13 protein-coding genes are annotated in these 17,319 nt (G+C 45.6%); 10 read left to right on the top strand and 3 right to left on the bottom strand.

What is annotated here, in order from left to right; translation table 11 throughout:
• Positions 1-29: 29 nt before the first annotated feature.
• The 8 genes from AC0YNS_RS28665 (at position 30) to AC0YNS_RS28700 (ending at position 10,621) form a co-directional block, all read left to right on the top strand.
• The gene (locus AC0YNS_RS28665) at positions 30-1,958 is read left to right on the top strand and encodes a hypothetical protein (RefSeq protein ID WP_475784333.1); all 1,929 of its coding nucleotides are present in this window, start codon (positions 30-32) and stop codon (positions 1,956-1,958) included.
• Between the two features lie 27 nt (positions 1,959-1,985).
• Positions 1,986-3,194, top strand: coding sequence for a hypothetical protein (locus AC0YNS_RS28670; protein ID WP_475784334.1), 1,209 nt, complete (start codon positions 1,986-1,988; stop codon positions 3,192-3,194).
• 129 nt (positions 3,195-3,323) lie between these two features.
• Positions 3,324-3,860 (top strand): hypothetical protein, encoded by a 537-nt coding sequence (locus AC0YNS_RS28675; protein WP_475784335.1) that lies wholly within the window; start codon positions 3,324-3,326, stop codon positions 3,858-3,860.
• A 244-nt stretch (positions 3,861-4,104) separates the two neighbouring features.
• The gene (locus AC0YNS_RS28680; protein WP_475784336.1) at positions 4,105-6,048 is read left to right on the top strand and encodes a glucosidase family protein; all 1,944 of its coding nucleotides are present in this window, start codon (positions 4,105-4,107) and stop codon (positions 6,046-6,048) included.
• A gap of 201 nt (positions 6,049-6,249) precedes the next feature.
• The gene (locus AC0YNS_RS28685) at positions 6,250-7,146 is read left to right on the top strand and encodes a nucleoside hydrolase (protein WP_475784337.1); all 897 of its coding nucleotides are present in this window, start codon (positions 6,250-6,252) and stop codon (positions 7,144-7,146) included.
• A gap of 27 nt (positions 7,147-7,173) precedes the next feature.
• Positions 7,174-8,094 (top strand): ABC transporter permease, encoded by a 921-nt coding sequence (locus AC0YNS_RS28690; protein ID WP_475784338.1) that lies wholly within the window; start codon positions 7,174-7,176, stop codon positions 8,092-8,094.
• A gap of 18 nt (positions 8,095-8,112) precedes the next feature.
• Complete coding sequence (locus tag AC0YNS_RS28695) at positions 8,113-9,036, top strand: carbohydrate ABC transporter permease (RefSeq protein ID WP_475784339.1); 924 nt, start codon at positions 8,113-8,115, stop codon at positions 9,034-9,036.
• A gap of 52 nt (positions 9,037-9,088) precedes the next feature.
• Positions 9,089-10,621: an ABC transporter substrate-binding protein gene (locus AC0YNS_RS28700; protein WP_475784340.1), complete on the top strand. Its 1,533-nt coding sequence runs from the start codon at positions 9,089-9,091 to the stop codon at positions 10,619-10,621.
• Positions 10,622-10,680: 59 nt separating this feature from the next.
• Here the strand turns inward: AC0YNS_RS28700 and AC0YNS_RS28705 are convergent, their stop codons facing one another.
• The 3 genes from AC0YNS_RS28705 to AC0YNS_RS28715 form a co-directional block, all read right to left on the bottom strand.
• Positions 10,681-12,495, bottom strand: coding sequence for a sensor histidine kinase (locus AC0YNS_RS28705; protein ID WP_475784341.1), 1,815 nt, complete (start codon positions 12,493-12,495; stop codon positions 10,681-10,683).
• The gene (locus tag AC0YNS_RS28710; protein ID WP_475784342.1) at positions 12,492-14,081 is read right to left on the bottom strand and encodes a response regulator; all 1,590 of its coding nucleotides are present in this window, start codon (positions 14,079-14,081) and stop codon (positions 12,492-12,494) included. Before AC0YNS_RS28710 ends, AC0YNS_RS28705 begins: the two co-directional genes overlap by 4 nt.
• A 236-nt stretch (positions 14,082-14,317) precedes the next feature.
• The gene (locus AC0YNS_RS28715; RefSeq protein WP_475784343.1) at positions 14,318-15,631 is read right to left on the bottom strand and encodes a CBM96 family carbohydrate-binding protein; all 1,314 of its coding nucleotides are present in this window, start codon (positions 15,629-15,631) and stop codon (positions 14,318-14,320) included.
• A 502-nt stretch (positions 15,632-16,133) separates the two neighbouring features.
• On the opposite strand from AC0YNS_RS28715, the gene AC0YNS_RS28720 reads away from it, so the two are divergent.
• Entirely contained in the window at positions 16,134-16,595 is a 462-nt protein-coding gene (locus AC0YNS_RS28720; protein WP_475784351.1) for an ROK family protein, read from the top strand.
• 78 nt (positions 16,596-16,673) lie between these two features.
• Positions 16,674-16,907: a hypothetical protein gene (locus AC0YNS_RS28725; protein ID WP_475784344.1), complete on the top strand. Its 234-nt coding sequence runs from the start codon at positions 16,674-16,676 to the stop codon at positions 16,905-16,907.
• Positions 16,908-17,319 lie beyond the last annotated feature (412 nt).

A 17,319-nucleotide genomic window follows, 5' to 3' on the forward strand; every position in this document is an offset into this window, starting at 1 on the left:
AAATTTGCAAGTAAAGGAGAATCTAATAAATGGCTATTTTATCAACCGGACCGATAGAAAATAATCCAGTCAGTGGTGTGAGGCTAACACAACAGCTGACCATTAAAATTGATAATCGAGATTTAGTCAATATCGCGAATATTTTGATACAAGGATATTACCTAAACGGGACCAGAACGTTATATGTACTTGAATTAATTAATGTAAATCCAAATGAAGCCATAACGAAAAATTATTATGCGGACTTTAATGCTTTTGAATTTGTCTTTACAACGAACGGTGTAGCAAAAGATCTAATTGAGATTTCGGTATGGGGAAAAGATGGTGCGGGGCAACTTGTAACTCCTCACCGAATCGTAGCTTCGGAAATGTTAGGAGCAAATGGAGCAAATGGAGCAAATGGAGCAACAGGAGCAACGGGTGCAACCGGAGCAACCGGAGCAACCGGAACAACAGGTGCAACAGGTGCAACAGGAGCAACGGGAGCAACGGGAGCAACGGGAGCAACGGGAGCAACGGGAGCAACGGGAGCAACGGGAGCAACGGGAGCAACGGGAGCAACGGGAGCAACGGGTGAAACAGGAGCAACAGGAGCAACCGGAGTAACCGGAGCAACCGGAGCAACAGGCGAAACCGGAGCAACCGGAGCAACCGGAGCAACAGGAGCAACGGGAGCAACAGGAGCAACAGGAGCAACAGGAGCAACAGGAGCAACCGGAGAAACAGGAGCAACAGGAGCAACAGGTACTATCGACCCTACCCCAACCATTGTGGGAGTAGGGCCAAATGTTAGCTCTCAATTTAGTGAAGTAAGAACAAATGAAAAAACTCCAATCATTGAACTGACTTCGGTATATGGTTTATCCAATCTAAGAGACATTGTTTCCACATTAGGCGGTGCCACAGTTGGCAGTAATAATACGGAGTTTCAATTAACTACGACAGCATCAGGAGCAGATATTGCCATCCTTCAAAGCTCGGAGAGAGGAAGGTATGAATCAGGTTTTGCAGCAGAAGCAGGAATAGGTATTCGTTTACCTGTTGCACCAACAGGAGCCCAAATGGTGAGATGGGGTCTATTTGACGATCAAAATGGCTTATTCTTTGGCCAGAGTGTAGCGAATGGAATATTTGTAGCGATCAGAAGAGCAAGTGTTGACACTATTATTCCTCAAGCATCTTGGAACGTAGATAAATTAGATGGAACAGGGTCAAGCGGGGCGACGCTTAGCTTATCTAAAGGGAATATATTTCAAATTATTTTTACTTGGTATGGGTATGGTGTAATTGAATTTAGAGTAGTCATCCCGGATCCGACGACTTTAGCGCAAGAAGTGATTACCGTTCATCGATTCTCGCCGAATGGGCAAACAAGTCTTGCTGATCCTAACCTGCCTCTTCGTGCAGAAATCTTTAATAACGGTACGGCATCTGGACTCAATTTATTTGTTGGAGGAAGACAATATAGCATCCTAGGCCAATATAGTCCGGTATTCAGGGTTACTTCAGAAAGAAGAACAGTAACGGCAACAGGAACTCTTACACCGATCTTATCCTTCCAAAGAAAGGCAACCTTCCCGCCAGGTTCAGGTAGAACGAATTCAGTTAGTGTGAAATTAGAAGGTATTGACCTTGTAACTTCAGATGATATTTACTATCAAATCATACTAGGCGGAACAATTAATGGAGCGTTTACAACCTTTCCAACTGCGACGACTAATATCCCGGCTTCTGAGACAGCTCTTCTGGTAAATAATAATCTAACGACAATTTCGGGTGGTCAAGTATTATTACAAGGCTTAGCAGCTGGAGTTAACGGTAGTGCTAGAATTTTAGCCTCTGCTTCATTATTGGATTTCCAATTGCCAGATGCTGAAATTGTCTCGCTAGCTGTAGCGAATTTAAGTGGCGGTACTAATCCTGTTACTGCAACCTTTAGCCTTACAGAAGAATGGTGAAAAATAATAGGAAAGGGGGGAAATATCGTGTCAGATATTATTATCTCAAATATTGGCCCAAATTTAAGTTCGCAATTTGATGAGCTAAGAGTATCGCAGAAAACCCCAATTGTGGAGCTAACTTCTGTATACGGTCTATCTAGTTTGCGAGATGCTGTAACGACTGCTGGAGGCGGGACGGTTACAAATAATGCAACGGAATACAATTTAAGTAATACCGTTGGTGGAACAGATTCAGCCATTTTAGAGAGTGTATTGAGAGGCAGATATGAACCAGGCTACGCAGGGGAAGCAGGAATAGGTGTCCGGATACCTACTTTGCCCACAGGCAATCAGGTTGGGCGCTGGGGGTTATTTGATAGTCAGAATGGGGCCTTTTTTGGAGTCAATGGCACAAATGTGTTCGTGGCAATTCGCAGAGGTGGAACCGATACAACAATCCCTCAAGGCTCATGGAACGTAGATAAACTAGACGGAACAGGACCAAGCGGAGCGACGCTTAATCTATCTAAAGGGAATATATTTCATATCGTGTTTACTTGGTATGGGTATGGAGTAATTGAATTTAGAGTGGTCATCCCTGATCCTACGACTTTAGCGCAAGAGGTTATTATCGTTCATCGATTCTCGCCAATAGGTCAAACTAGTTTTATTGACCCCAATCTTCCTTTAAGAGCACAAATCGATAATAATGGAACCGCAGCAGCCTATAGCCTGTTTGTCGGAGGAAGACAATATAGCATTATTGGAAAGTATGTTCCTACTTTCAGAGTTACTTCGGAAAGAAGGAGAATTACAAATGTTACATCAACGCTGACCCCTGTTATTTCTTTTACAAGAAAAGCGGTTTTCCCAACGGGTTCAGCTAGAACCAATTCAGTTCAGGTGGAGCTAGAAGAAATCAATATTATTTCATCCGTGGATCTAAGCTACCAATTACTCGTTGGAGGAACGCTAAATGGATCATTTGTTAATTATCCCACAGCTACCACGATCATTCCTGATAGTGAAACGGCTCTGCTGGTAAACAATACTTCCACAACGATTACTGGAGGGCAAGTGGTGTTTCAAGGTGTTACAGGAGGTGGGGCAGGTGATTCCAGAATACTAGCTTCTTCAGAACTTTTGGATTTTACTCTTCCTGAGAATCAGGTCGTGACATTAGCTGTGACGAACATTGGCGGAGGAGGTTCAAACACGGTTGATGTGGTGTTTAGGGTAACGGAGAGTTGGTAAACCCTGATGCATATGTATTTGTCTTTACAACGAGCGGTTTATCAGAACAACAAGTACAAATTTCGGCTTGGGGTAAGGATTCAACTGGACAGCTTGTATCAGCAAACCGTCTAGTGGCTTCTGAAGAACTTGGAGAAGCATAAGATCGTTAAAGCGCTAAATCCGGGTTCCATTTGGTTTTACTTTACTCCGGACGCAGCCTATGACGGCGAGCTTTATATCGACCACATAGCGTTCTACGCTGAAGGTGTGGAAGGTCCCGCTATTCCTGAGGGGTATACCCTGGTTAATTTCTCTTACAACACCTCAACATTGCCTGATGGTTATGATAGTTGGGGGCAGAGAGGGATTACAGTGGCTGACTTTCATGATGATGGAGAACCTGGAGACATCAAGATTTACCTTGTTAACGATGATTTTTCGGTTGGTGCGGCAGTGCCGACCAATAGCAATGGACCTGATGGAAATGGTTGTATATCAGGAATTGCCGACAATCATTTTTCGATTTACATTAAGAATGAAGCTGCAACCAAGTTTAAACTCGTTTTAAGAACAGGTAGTTGGTGGCAGACAAAGATTGATTCAAACATCGATATTGCCGGATTTGAAGGAAAGGTACTCAACCTTTCGGCGGATTTGGTGCCCGATGCGGTCGAATGGGAGTAAGGTACTTTAACGCTGTTGGCGTGAACGAGAATTGATGGTTAATGAATAACCTTTGTACGGCAGGACAAATCCCCCATTGGATATCGATGGGGGATTTCTTTCGTATATGGATGTAAACGTTGTCATTAAGTGATGAAAAAGACAATACCGTGAGGGTATGTACATGCTCCATTCTAATAAAGTCCCCTAATATAAGAGGTGATGCAAAGCAGTGAATCGAACTACTACTAGAGGGGGGATTGGTGTGCATACCATACAAACCAGCGACCGTTGGTCGCTAAACAGTCCGCATACGATTAATTGGGATATCAAGAAGGATAATAAGCTTCCGCACGAGGACCATATTGAAATGAGCGGCAAGCGAATATCCATGATCGTCAATTATGGGATTGATCATCAGGGAGAGTTGGTGCTGAAGCGTGGCGTGATCTGGCCTATGCTCAGGACGATTCCTAATGATACCCATGCCAGCTTAATCCAAGAATATGGTGCGGAAATCATACCCGAGTTCACAATCAACAGTGAGCGGGTTCGGTCGGAGAAACCATACGAAGTCACGTTTAATGGGATGCTTGCCATAAAGAGCCGTACGGACAACAACCTTCGAATCGAACATTTGCTCTTCCCGACCACGGATTCCAGCGCGGCAATGGAGAAATATACGCTTGTTAACGATTCGCAGCAGTCCATGACGATCGAGATATCCCCTCTAACGCATACGATCACCCGAAGAGGGGTCTACGGGATCTATGTACTTGATGTTAGCCACGATGCGCCATCCGAAGTTACCTTACAGCCGGAAGAGAAGCTTTCCTTCTATTTGACGATCAGCGGAAGAAAGCTGCTTGAAACGATTCAAGTCTGTAGCGGGGAAGAAGAAGAGGCGAAGCGAGCAGAATTCGTAAGTCGGATCCGTTCCAGTCTGCAGCTTGAAACGCCGGACCCCGTGCTTAACCAAATGTTTGATTTTGCTAAGCTGCGGGCGTCGGAGAGCATATTCGCTACAAAGGGAGGTTTCATGCACGGACCTGGAGGAGGTTCCTATTATGCTGCGATCTGGGCCAATGATCAAGCGGAGTATGTGGGTCCTTTCTTTCCATACCTAGGAGATCCTGCGGGAATCGAGGCTTCCTTAAACTGTTACCGTTTATATCGCAATTTTATGGGTCCTGATTACTCGCGCATTCCTTCCTCTATTATTGCGGAAGGCGTTGATATTTGGGAAGGCGCCGGGGACAGGGGAGATGCGGCCATGTATGCTTATGGCGCCTCATTATTTACGCTTGCCCAGGGGGATTTATCGATTGCTCAAGAACTGTGGCCGGCGATTCAGTGGTGCTTGGAATACTGTAAACGCAAGCTAACGACAGATGGGGTGGTTGCATCAGACTCGGATGAGCTTGAAGGTAGATTTCCTACAGGGCAAGCTAATCTCTCTACTTCTTCCCTCTACTACGGGGCTTTATGTGCGGCCTCTAAATTAGCGCGAGCTTTGAGTGATGAAACGATGGAAGAACAATATAGTACGGAAGCTGTACAGTTAAGGCAAGCGATAGAACGTTATTTCGGCGCAACAGTCGATGGATACGAAACTTATCGTTATTACGAAGGCAATGATAAATTACGCTCTTGGATTTGTTTGCCTTTGACCATGGGAATTATGGATCGACAAGAGGGCACGGTTAGCGCGTTATATTCACCTAATCTGTGGACGATTGATGGTCTTGCCACACAGTCGGGAGACAAGACGTTCTGGGATCGCTCTACGCTATACGGATTTCAAGCGACATTCATGGCGGGAGAAGTCGAACAATCGCACCAATATCTGAAGGCCTATTCAAGAAGAAGGCTTCTGGGGGACCATGTCCCTTATGCGGTTGAAGCGTTCCCTGAAGGCAACCAGAGACATTTATCCGCAGAGAGCGCATTATATTGCCGTATCTTTACGGAAGGTGTTTTTGGGATAAAGCCGACAGGGCTAGATTCCTTCACCTGCGCCCCGCAGCTTCCTGCTGAGTGGAACAACATGGCGCTTCGTGCCGTTAAAGCCTTCGGAAGAAGCTTTGATCTTCATGTGACCAGAATGGAGAACGGACTTCATATTCAAGTGGATGCTCATGGAGTAGAGTTAACCTACGAGTGTTTGCCGGGAGAGAAAATAGAAGTTATCTTTCCGGCCAGCAGGTAACAGATTTGAGATAAACGAACAAACCTTGATGTCCAAACCTTGGGCTATCGAGGTTTTTTCTATTGTTCATGAGCAGAGCAGAACATCGTATATTTTTACTTGTTATCATATTTTTGTATATATTATCCGGCTCTGTTCCAATGCTAGAATAGACCTGTAAGCGTTTCCAAACTATTGAAACCTATCGGTTGGAGGGTAAACATGAACAGAACAAAGATAATCATTGATACGGATATTGGCGACGATATCGACGATGCACTGGCGCTAGCGTTTGCTCTGGAGTCGCCTGAACTGGATGTAATAGGCATAACGACGGTATTCAAGAATGTTACAGCCAGGGCCAAATTAGCAGTGAACATGCTCGAGATGGCTGGACGGGGAGATATTCCCGTATATGCCGGAATTGGAAGTCCGATCTTGAACAAGGTGGACGTGAATGAAATCCCGTGCCAGTTCTCCGAAGAGAAGGATGGAGATGCGGAGGGGTTCGGAACAGATGCGATCGATTTCATTATCGATTCGGTGATGAAGTCGGATGGAGATATCACATTGGTTCCGATCGGCCCCTTGACCAATATAGCGATCGCAATCCTCAAAGAGCCCAAGCTCAAGCACAAGGTGAAGGAGATTGTGATGATGGGAGGTTGTTTCTACAGCCACCTAAGTGAGTGGAACATAAGATGCGATCCCGAAGCCGCAAGAATCGTGTTTGAATCAGGCATACCGATAAAGGCAGTCGGACTGGATGTTACGGTTCAATGCGTGCTGACCAAGGAAGATGTCGACCGTTTGTTCACCAAGCCTAAACGATCGGCTGCTTACATTCGAGAATTAGTCGGACGATGGCAGACGATAACGGATCACTATCCGATGATGCATGATCCTCTGGCGATCTGCGCCGTATTCGACAATGAAATGCTGGAATTCCAACGGGATGAGATTGTGGTGGAGACCCAGGGCGAGTTTACGCGCGGGGCGACTTATAACAAAACCGCACTTTACTGGCGCGGCAATGCCGAGCAGTCCGTCATTCAGGCTGCCAAGAACGTGGACTCGGAAGCATTTATAAAGCTTTATATGGACCGAGTTTGCCTGTAACTCACAGAACGAAGGAAGTGATCGCGTTTGAACAAGCACGGCTTTCTATACGAACTCCGAAAGAACAGAACCTTATTTCTAATGGCTTTACCTGCAATCGGTTTGATTCTATTAATCGCTTATATCCCTATGGCTGGCATCATACTGGCATTCAAGGATTATAGGTTTAACCTTGGCGTGTTTGGCAGTCCATGGAATGGGTTCGAGAACTTCAAATACTTCTTTACGTCCGGAACAGGTTTGCTGGTAACGAGAAATACGATCCTTTATAACATGCTGAATCTTGTAACCTCTCAATTGACTGCCATTATGATCGCGATTTTTATCAATGAGATGAGGGGCCGCTATTTCAAGAAAATATCGCAATCGATTATTTTCTTGCCCTTCTTCATTTCGTGGACGATTGTTGGTGTCTTTGTTTTCAACATCTTCAACTATGAGACGGGAACGCTGAATACGGTGCTTAAGGCTCTGAACCTGGATCCGGTCAATCTGTACAGCATGCCTTATGTGTGGGTGCTCATCATTTGCTTCTTCAACTCGTGGAAATGGGTTGGCTATACGTCGGTTATTTATATCGCCTCAATTGTCAGCATCGATTCCGAGTGCTTTGAAGCGGCTGAAATGGACGGGGCCAATATTTTTCAGAAAATATTTTATATCACCATCCCATCGATCATGCCAACCATATTCATCATTTTCCTATTGAATCTGGGCAGGATTTTACGCGGCGATTTCCAGATGTTTTACCAAATTGTCGGCAATAACGGTCAGCTCTTTGACGCTACCGATGTAATCGACACGTTCGTATTCAGATCGCTTATTACAAGCGGCGATATCGCGATGCCGGCTGCGGCAACCTTCTATCAATCCGTGCTCTGCTTCGTCACGATCATGGTGGTGAATGGAATTATCAGAAGGACTAGACCGGATAACGCTCTGTTCTAGGAACAGGAGAGGAGAACTATGCAGCAACCTTATGCTTCCGGCACGACTGAAAAGGTTTACAAGAAGATGGAGGGCACGTACCTCTTATTCAACATCATCAGCTATTCGGTGGTTATCTTGGCGGTCGTTCTATGCCTGCTGCCATTTGAAATGCTGGTATCCGGATCATTCACTTCGGAAAGCGCCATAACGAAGCATGGTTACGGAATCATCCCGAGTGAATTTTCACTAGAGGCTTATCGAATCCTGTTCAAGTACCCTCAGGACATCTTAAGGGCCTATGGAGTGTCTATTTTCATTACGGTCGTTGGCACCAGCGTAGGACTTTTTGTGACTTCCATGACGGCATATGTGCTGAACAGAAAGGACTTCTTATATCGCAACAAGCTGGCGTTTTTCTTTTACTTCACCACGTTGTTCAATGGCGGGATCTTGTCGCTCTACATCTTCTTCGTCAAATACCTGCATTTGAAGAACAGCCTGCTTTCCTTAATTATCCCGCTGATCATCAATGTGTTTTATTTGATCGTGATGCGAACCTTCATAAGCTCGATCCCCGATTCCATAAGCGAATCGGCGAAGATCGACGGAGCGGGAGACTTCACGATTTTCTTAAAGCTGATTTTACCGCTAACGAAGCCCGGTCTTGCGACAATCGGACTGTTCTATGCCCTGGAATACTGGAATGACTGGTATAACGCCATGCTGTTTATAACGGATATTAAATTATATCCCCTTCAATATTTATTGTTCTCGACGCTGCAATCCTCTGAAGCAATATCCAGACTGGCAAGCGTAGCAAGCGTATCTATGATTGAAGTTCCCACCTTATCGCTCAAGCTGGCTATGGCGGTTATTGCTACGGGTCCCATTATTCTGGTCTATCCCTATGTACAGAAGTATTTCGTAAAGGGCCTTACTGTTGGTGCAATAAAAGGATAATCTCGGTTAAGCCGGTTTATCACATAAACAACATCTTTAAGGGGGAGTACGTGTGAGGAAGGCAAAGGTACTAACACTGCTGTTAAGTGTGGCACTCACGATGGGGCTTGTACTTACAGGCTGCGGTGGTGCGAATTCCGATGAATCAAACGGCAATACAAGCAGCACGAAAGAAAATGCCGGTAATACAGCTGTAGACATTTCCAAGAAGGTTGAATTAAACATGTACCTGATCGGCTCGCCTGCCAAGGATTATGACATGGTGCTTGCCGAGGTAAACAAGAAGCTAGAGAAAGATTTGAATGCTACGGTCAAAGTAAATTGGGTAGGCTGGGCCGATTTCGGTACGCAATATCCGCTGCTTCTGGCTTCAGGCGAACCTATTGATCTTATCTATGCATCCACGTGGACGAATTTCTATTCCAATGCTCGTAAGGGCGCTTTCCTGGCGATTGAAGATCTGGCTAAGACCTATGCGCCGAAAAGCTTGGCTCAAATCACACCTGATGCTTATAAACAGACAGAAGTTGACGGTCATCTCTTCGCCATGCCGGCACAATTCTTCCAGTATGGTGACATGGGGTACATCGTTCGCGGTGACCTGATGGATAAATACGGTCTGAAAACGATCGACAACTTGGATGATTACGGGAAGTATCTGGATGCCGTCGTGAAGAACGATTCGCAGCTCGATCCAAGCGGTCAAATCAGCTCTTCGGGCGGTCTTGAAAGCTATTACGCAAACGCAAATGGCTTCTACAATATCCTGGCGACGCAGTACTCCCCATTCATGGTGAGCATGGATGATGCTTCCGCTAAAATCTTCAACTTGTATGAAGCCGACGGCATATCGGATTATTACAAGAAAATGAAGGAATGGGGCGATAAAAACTACTGGTCGAAATCGATCTTGTCCAATAAAGACGATAAAATGTTCGAGAACGGAAAAGCGGCCAGCAATCTGCATAACCAGGATTCCTGGAAAGGTGCTTACATGAAGCATCCGGACTGGGATGTGAGATTCTTCCCGAACAGCAAATACACGTATAAAACGTCAGCCATGCAAGATGGAATGGCGATCCCGGCATCGGCCGCCAACCCTGAGCGGGCGCTGATGTTCCTGGAATTGCTAAGAACGGATCAAAGCTACTATAATCTCCTCACTTACGGCATCGAGGGCAAGCATTATGAGATTACCGCGGACAACAAGCTGAAAGCACTTGATTTGGACGGCTTTGCACCTGAAGGGTATTGCTCGTGGGGCTTTAAATCGCCTGAGTTCTATAAAGAGCCGGTCGATTCTCCGCCAAATATTGATGAAGTGAGAAAGCAGCTGGCAGACAGAGCCCTTGACAATCCTTATGCACTATTCACGCCTGATTTCGAGCCTGTTAAGAACGAAATGGCTGCCGTGAATAACGTCGTGCAGCAGTACGCGCTTCCGCTCAACTATGGCTATATCAAGGACCCGGCAGAAGGTCTGAAGACGCTGGTGGATAAAATCAAGAATGCCGGCTCGGATAAGATCATGGCCGAGATGCAGAAACAGCTGGACGCCTTTCTTGCAGCTAATAAAACCAGCTAAAGAGAAGTAGATGAAAATAGGTTCAGGAGGGATCAAGTCGATCCTTCCTGAACCTTTTGTTATGCTGAGATACGCACAGCCGGTATTCTGATTTCGACCAATGTTCCGTTACCCAGCGAGGAGCGGTAGGTTAGGCCGTATTCCTGGCCATAGCAGAGCTTGATCCGGTGGTTGATGTTTCTAACGCCATAGCCATGGACTTCATCGGCTGCGTTTCCGTTGGCCAAGATATCTTCGGCTTTGTCCTGCGGCATTCCGACGCCATCGTCTTTGACCGTCAGGACCATATCGGTCTTATCCAGAAATGCTGTGATCGTAATAGAGCCTTGCTCTCTATCCCTGGCTTCACGTATGCCGTGAATAATGGCATTCTCGACGATAGGCTGGAGGATTAATTTCAGGATGCTGCAGTTATATAAATCAGGGTCAATATCAGTGGTGAGCTTGATCTTATCGTCGAATCGGAGATTCTGGATTTTGACATAGATTCGGATATGATCGAGCTCATCCTCGAGACTTACGATATCTTTGCCTTTATTCAGACTGAGCTTATAAAATTTAGCCAGCGATTGCGAGATGACGGCGATTTCCGGAACATCGTTGTCAATGGCTTTCCAGTTGATCATTTCGAGCGTATTGTACAGAAAATGCGGATTGATCTGCGCCTGCAGCGCTTTGAGCTCCAGATTCTTGATCTCCTTGCCGTTCTGATATTGTTCATCAACAAGAAGTTTGATTCGTTTGACCATATGATTGAAGCTGTCGGTCAAGTCGCCGATCTCATCGTGAATGTTGGAATTCACTTCGACATGAAGAAAGCCTTCCTGTACCTGTCTCATCTTCTTCCTTAGCAGTTGGAGTCTCTTGACGGTGGCGCCTGTAATGAAATAGGCAAGTCCATACGAAACCAGTCCGCATACGAGCATCAATACGAGCATGAGGTCTCTGATTCGGATGCTTTGCGCGTATATTTCCGTAAACGGAATGGCCGTAACCATCGTCCAATCCGTATTCGTTACCGCTCTTGCTTTGACAACGAAATTGCTGCTGCCGATTGTCGCGTCATTCCATGACGTGCTGTTCTCCTGAACTTCCTTGATGAGATCGATATTCGGGTTAATGCGATTGAAATTCAGCAGGTTGGAGCAGCTTACGATATCGCCCATTGCATTTTGAATATAGACGACGCCGTCGTAAGTGATATTTGCTTTCTGAAGCATATCTTCAATATTCTCTTTCAATAGGCTTAGCTGGATAATCCCGATAATTTCGGAGGTCTGTTCACTGTTTCTGATTTTTCTAAGCAGCGAAATCACTTGGACCGGATCGAGATTATTGTTGTTGTTTGCGATTGTATGTGAGGGAAGCCAGCTGACCTTATCCTTGGACGACATGAGATTGCGATAGCTTGCCGTCTGGGAGAAGGCGTAGATATTAAAGAAGTTGAAGTTCTGATCCGCATACATAAACCATCCGGGAACATAAAGACTTGCCCGGTAGACGTCTTCCGTGTTCTGCAAGCTGTTCAAGAGATATTCCAATTTCTGTCGATCCATATTTTGCTGTACCAAATCATTCTGATAATTGTTCACGTTCCTCGTTAGAATCGTTTGAATATCCGCATTGAAATAGATGACATCGGATGCCTTGATAAGCGTGTTCACCTTATAGTTTAAGAACGTATAAGCTTGGTCAAACGACTGGTCAGCGGAGTGGAGAATTTGTTTCTCGTAATCACGGGATACATTAATGTAGGAAATCGTAGTCAGCAGAGCCAGAGGAAAGAAGATGAGAATGAAATAGGAGATGAGAAGCTTTCCCCTAATATTCAGATGTGTAAAAAATCCGACTAGAGTCCGGAATCCGTTTTTCACGATTTGTGTCTTCTCCTGAACTGTGAAGGTGTCATTCCCTTTATTTTCTTAAAGGCCTTCGCGAAATAATTGGCATCATTATAGCCAGATCGAACCGCTACCTCATAAAGCTTGGCTTGCGGCTCCATTAACAGGTCCGCAGATTTCTCAATTCTGACCTTTGCTATATACTCGCTTATGGTTTCACCTGTTTCTTTTCTAAACAATGAGGAGAGATATGTAGGGGTCAGGTGTACGTGATCGGCGAGCATATTCACGGAAATTTCCTTGTCGCTATAGTTGCCTCGTATATATTTCTTAACATCAAGTACGGCTCTGCTATTGGATTCCATCGTTTCGATACGGTCATGAATATAGGCTGCCCTTTGCAGGAAGTAATCTTTAAGCTGCTTGAGGGTATCCATCTTGGACATCATCGCCCAGTAATATTCCACGTTCTGATGGCTTGATATGCTGAGGGGAAGTCCGCTCATCCCAGCCTGCTCAACAAGCATGCGCATCATTTGATAGAATAGCTGCTTGACTTCGTCTACCGGTGTTCCGGGCTTTCTTCTAAGTTCTTGATACAGCATTTCTGTAAATGGCAAGATTGTATCTGGCTGAAGGTCTGGGAGCAGCTTTGCGTAGGATGTTATTAATGCTTCATTGATTGTATAGAAGTCGGAGTCCGTCCTGGTAGACGCGCGGACAAAATGCCCACTGTCATAATAAAAAAGATGCCCAAGAAAGCCGGCTGCTGTTTCATAGGAATGACGGATATCCGATAATTTGGACGAAGTGCTGCCAACGATCCAGGATAGGCCGGAGCATTTCGTTTCTTTATCTTTCACATGTTCAGAGATCAGCTGATAGATCGTAGCCAGATCATTCGTACTCTCCGGTTTATGTGCAGATAGGACGATAATAGAGCCGGAATCCTTCATGACCGCCAAATGTGTAAAGCCGTGTGAGGCATGATGAAGAAAGGCCATAATCCGATTGCAGCAGCTTTGTTTGACTTCATTGGCAGTCTCGGCATCTTCATAGGAAGGGACGATGATAGAAATCGTGTAAGAGTCTCTTCGATCGTCAAAAGATACACCTGCCAGATTTAAGTTGCGTTGCAGTTCCTCCCAATCGAGCGTGTTATGAATCAGCCCATTTACAATGTTCTGTCTAATGAACGGCAGGCTGTCCGAAAGTGCCATGTTGATATGCTGGACTTTATTATTCTCGATACACAGCTGTACCGCCTTCTGTATAACCTCTTGCAGCTCTTCGATAATAATAGGTTTCTCCACATAGCTGACCGCATGAAGGCGAATAGCCGCCTTAAGGTATTCCTTATCGGAATAGCCGCTCATATAAATGATCTGACATTCAGGAAATTGTTCTCTGAGACATGTAGTAAACTCAATACCGTTCATTCCGGGCATTCTGATATCCGATACAACAATATCGGGGTGCAGCCGGCGAGCTGCTTCGAGCCCTTCAACGCCGTCTCTGGCTTCCTCAACAACGTCGACTCCCAGTTCGTTCCACTTGATGTGCTTCATTAGGCCTTTTCTGGTAACGGACTCATCTTCAACGATTAGAAGCTTGATCATGCGAGCTCACTCCCGATTATGTAATGATCTACCTCCATGTTACCACAAACGTTTATCTTAAAAGGAATATAGTAGACATGAAGTGTAAAAACAGAAAACCGCCAAGGGAACTAATCCCTAGCGGTTTCCTTGAGCTTACTTTATGCCTTACCCATGCATGTGAGTCCCCATATCCATATCCATATCCATATCCATATCCTTCGCTATTGCTAGGAAGGGGGGGGCTTATTGTTCTATTATTTTACATAAACACGGAAGTAATCCAAGGAGAATACGGCTGGAAACGATGTCGATACGGGATTATTGTTCGTGTTTCCACCCATAGCAAGGTTGATAAGAACCTGCGGAGCCGGTCCATCCCATCGGAAGAGCGTTCCTTTAACTAAGGTACCATCCACCCACTTCTGAAGGTTGCCTTCCTTCCAGATGAGGGTATAGAGATGATAGTCATCGGAGAAATCCGTTCCAGGATGCCATACCCATTGATTGGTCATGATGCTGTAGTAATCCTCAAATACGCCGGCACCATGGTCAAATCCCGTCCAGTCATAGGTGTTCTGTGTTGGCGTATCAAAGAATTCGAAAATATCAATCTCAGAGCTGGTTGAACCTGCACCGCCGGGGGAATACAGCCAGAATGCCGGCCATGCTCCGACTTTTTTAGGGACTTTGGCTCTCAGCTGGAAGATATACGTTTTCCCGTCATACGGATAGAACGTTTCTTTCGTGGTGATCTGACCGCTGCTTATTCCTCCGTCATATACACCGCCTAAGTTTGGCGTTGCCGTTAACTCTAACGTTGTAGAAGTTAAATGGTGATTGGTGCTATTAATAGGTTGATACCGCTGCCATTCATTGTTAATGACCGTTGTTCCTGCAACACCGTAAGCATTGAATGAATTGGTGAGCGATGTAAGGCTGTTCGTGTTGCGTGAGGTTCCAAACGAGTAGTCTCTTAATAAGGTGTACCCGGTAAGGTCCGGTCCGGTTGGCGGCGGCGTTGTTGTAGTGGATGTAACCACATTCGGGATCGTTGTACCTTCTTTCGTCGAGAAGGTGACTTCTCCTCCGGTAATGCCCTTTAAGATGATCGAATAGGTTCCATTGGCATTAATAAGCGGCAGGACATTGAACGAATAAACGGTTCCTGCAACGAAGGTTGTGTTCTTGGAATCAAGTAAGGAACCTAGGGCAGGTTGGTTATTCCATGCAAGGGTCGTCTGATTCCAGGTCGTATTACCCGTTCCTGCGTATGCACCGATATTCGCGGTTCCGCCTGTAATACACTTCACGTTCAGTACGGCAGAAGTAATTGTGCCCGAGTTACTGACACTGAATTTCAAGTACGATCTCTTGTCTTGGCCAACATTTACAGCCATCGTGTTTGCTGTAGGACCGATTAAGCTTGTTCCCCACATGGTTGCATCATCGGATGCATTACTGGTCACAGTAGCCGCATTAGCTTCTTTGTTATTAACCAACAAGAAAGTAGACAGAACCAATAACATAACCAGAGCAGACAATACAATTGATTTACTCTTCTTCATCATGCGCACCTCCAAGTTAGTTACTCTTAAATGACACCGCTTACAAAAGAAGAGCCGTTTTCTCTTCTCGAGACATGCTTCCCTCCTTTCCGAGGATGTGTAACTCGTGACTGGCATCATTACTATATACCTGAGATCCGGACCGCAACAACGAACTGCTGTGACCCGAGTGACGTTATTATGACTACCTGCCAACCCAATAATATCGAACACCGATTCTATGAAATCCGAACTATCCCATCTTTACCTCATGGGTTCATAATATATAATGAAATAGAATCCGGCCAGACCTGCACGGTCAGACCGTTTACTCTATCTAAGGCGGGCGCCACACTTATGAGATGGACAACAAGGCTGTTATCCCTGTTCCGGTTCCGCAAAGTCAGAAGCTGATTATTGGCTGCCATGATTCTATTATCCGTGCCTCCCCTATTCCTCCTCGGTTATATATCCTTTAACGTTGCCAAAGATACATTGACGCTTAACAATACGCAGACGAATATCGATCACCTGGAGACGTCGCGGCTGTCTCGAATTAATTGCAGGCTTGCCTGCGGTTGCAAACAAGCTGCATTTTGCAATGGTGTCCGGACGTGAAACGATACTTCGTGACCTGCAATCGTCAACGCCCGATCGAAACGTATCGCTGGATACTATTCGCAGCGCCTTCGAGCAAGGGGATGCACTCACTTGCGATATCGTCGGTGAGATGGCTCGCGACTTGGCATTTGGCATTACGAACGTCGTACATCTGCTCAATCCGCAAGCGGTGCTCATTGGGGGTGCCGTCACGCAGCTTGGCGAACGATTTTTGGCTGAGGTGAAGAGAGGTTTGGCGGAAACGGTTATACGTTCCGAGGGGGAGCGGCTGCAAGTAGGCTACTCGGAGCTAGGCGATGACGCGGTAACGCTCGGCGCTGCTCGTTACATGCTCGACCACATCGGCAAGAGGCTGACGATGCTGTAGCCGTACAAGTACAGAAGATGCAAGAATGAAGTAATTCTCTTACCATAACGGCCAACCTCTCAGAGGTGGCCGTTTTTTATGCGTATTTATTCATTCGAGTATTTGCGGGCTTTCTACAACGTCGTGAAGAACTCATCCGGAGAAACCTTCAACACGTGTTACTACAACGGTGCATTCGGCAATTTCAATCGTGCCTACCTCGGCGCAAACGCTCATATTATTCGCAATGCCTTCCACTGGACTGCACCCGTAAACCGGATCAAGCCGGCTTTCGGTCATGCACTCCCACTTGAAAAGTCTGTAGTTGTTTAAGTAAGCTCGAACGTAGACGGCCGTTCTCGGTTATTAAACTGGGGACGGCCGTTTAGCGTATCAATAGAAAGGGTATAAGTATTCTAGCAGCAAGAAAATTAATTTCAAAAAACAGTTGCGCTCTCCTATTCATCCATGGTATATTCTATTTCTGCCTCCGAGACACCAACTTGGAAGCGATGATCGAGACAAAAACAAGTTGAAAAATAAAGCTTGCAATCATGTTTCGAATCATGGTAAGATCTAATTCCGGTCATGAGCCGGAAGGAAATAAACAAGAGTAACACGAAGTATTTGTTCTTTGAAAACTGAACAATGAGCGACCAGTCAAATGGTCATAAATCGCGAAATTAACGTTTCGCAAAGCTAGTTTTTTGAATGAGCTAACAAGCGAATTCTTAAAAATGGCCAA

It is taken from the genome of Paenibacillus sp. J22FR21, from assembly GCF_056269135.1.

What these genes read in the sequence shown, in the direction of transcription:
- AC0YNS_RS28715 (WP_475784343.1), bottom strand. Translation starts at nt 15,631, where the DNA reads ATGATGAAGAAGAGTAAATCAATTGTATTGTCTGCTCTGGTTATGTTA.
- AC0YNS_RS28710 (WP_475784342.1), bottom strand. Translation starts at nt 14,081, where the DNA reads ATGATCAAGCTTCTAATCGTTGAAGATGAGTCCGTTACCAGAAAAGGC.
- AC0YNS_RS28665 (WP_475784333.1), top strand. Translation starts at nt 30, where the DNA reads ATGGCTATTTTATCAACCGGACCGATAGAAAATAATCCAGTCAGTGGT.
- AC0YNS_RS28685 (WP_475784337.1), top strand. Translation starts at nt 6,250, where the DNA reads ATGAACAGAACAAAGATAATCATTGATACGGATATTGGCGACGATATC.
- AC0YNS_RS28725 (WP_475784344.1), top strand. Translation starts at nt 16,674, where the DNA reads ATGCGTATTTATTCATTCGAGTATTTGCGGGCTTTCTACAACGTCGTG.
- AC0YNS_RS28695 (WP_475784339.1), top strand. Translation starts at nt 8,113, where the DNA reads ATGCAGCAACCTTATGCTTCCGGCACGACTGAAAAGGTTTACAAGAAG.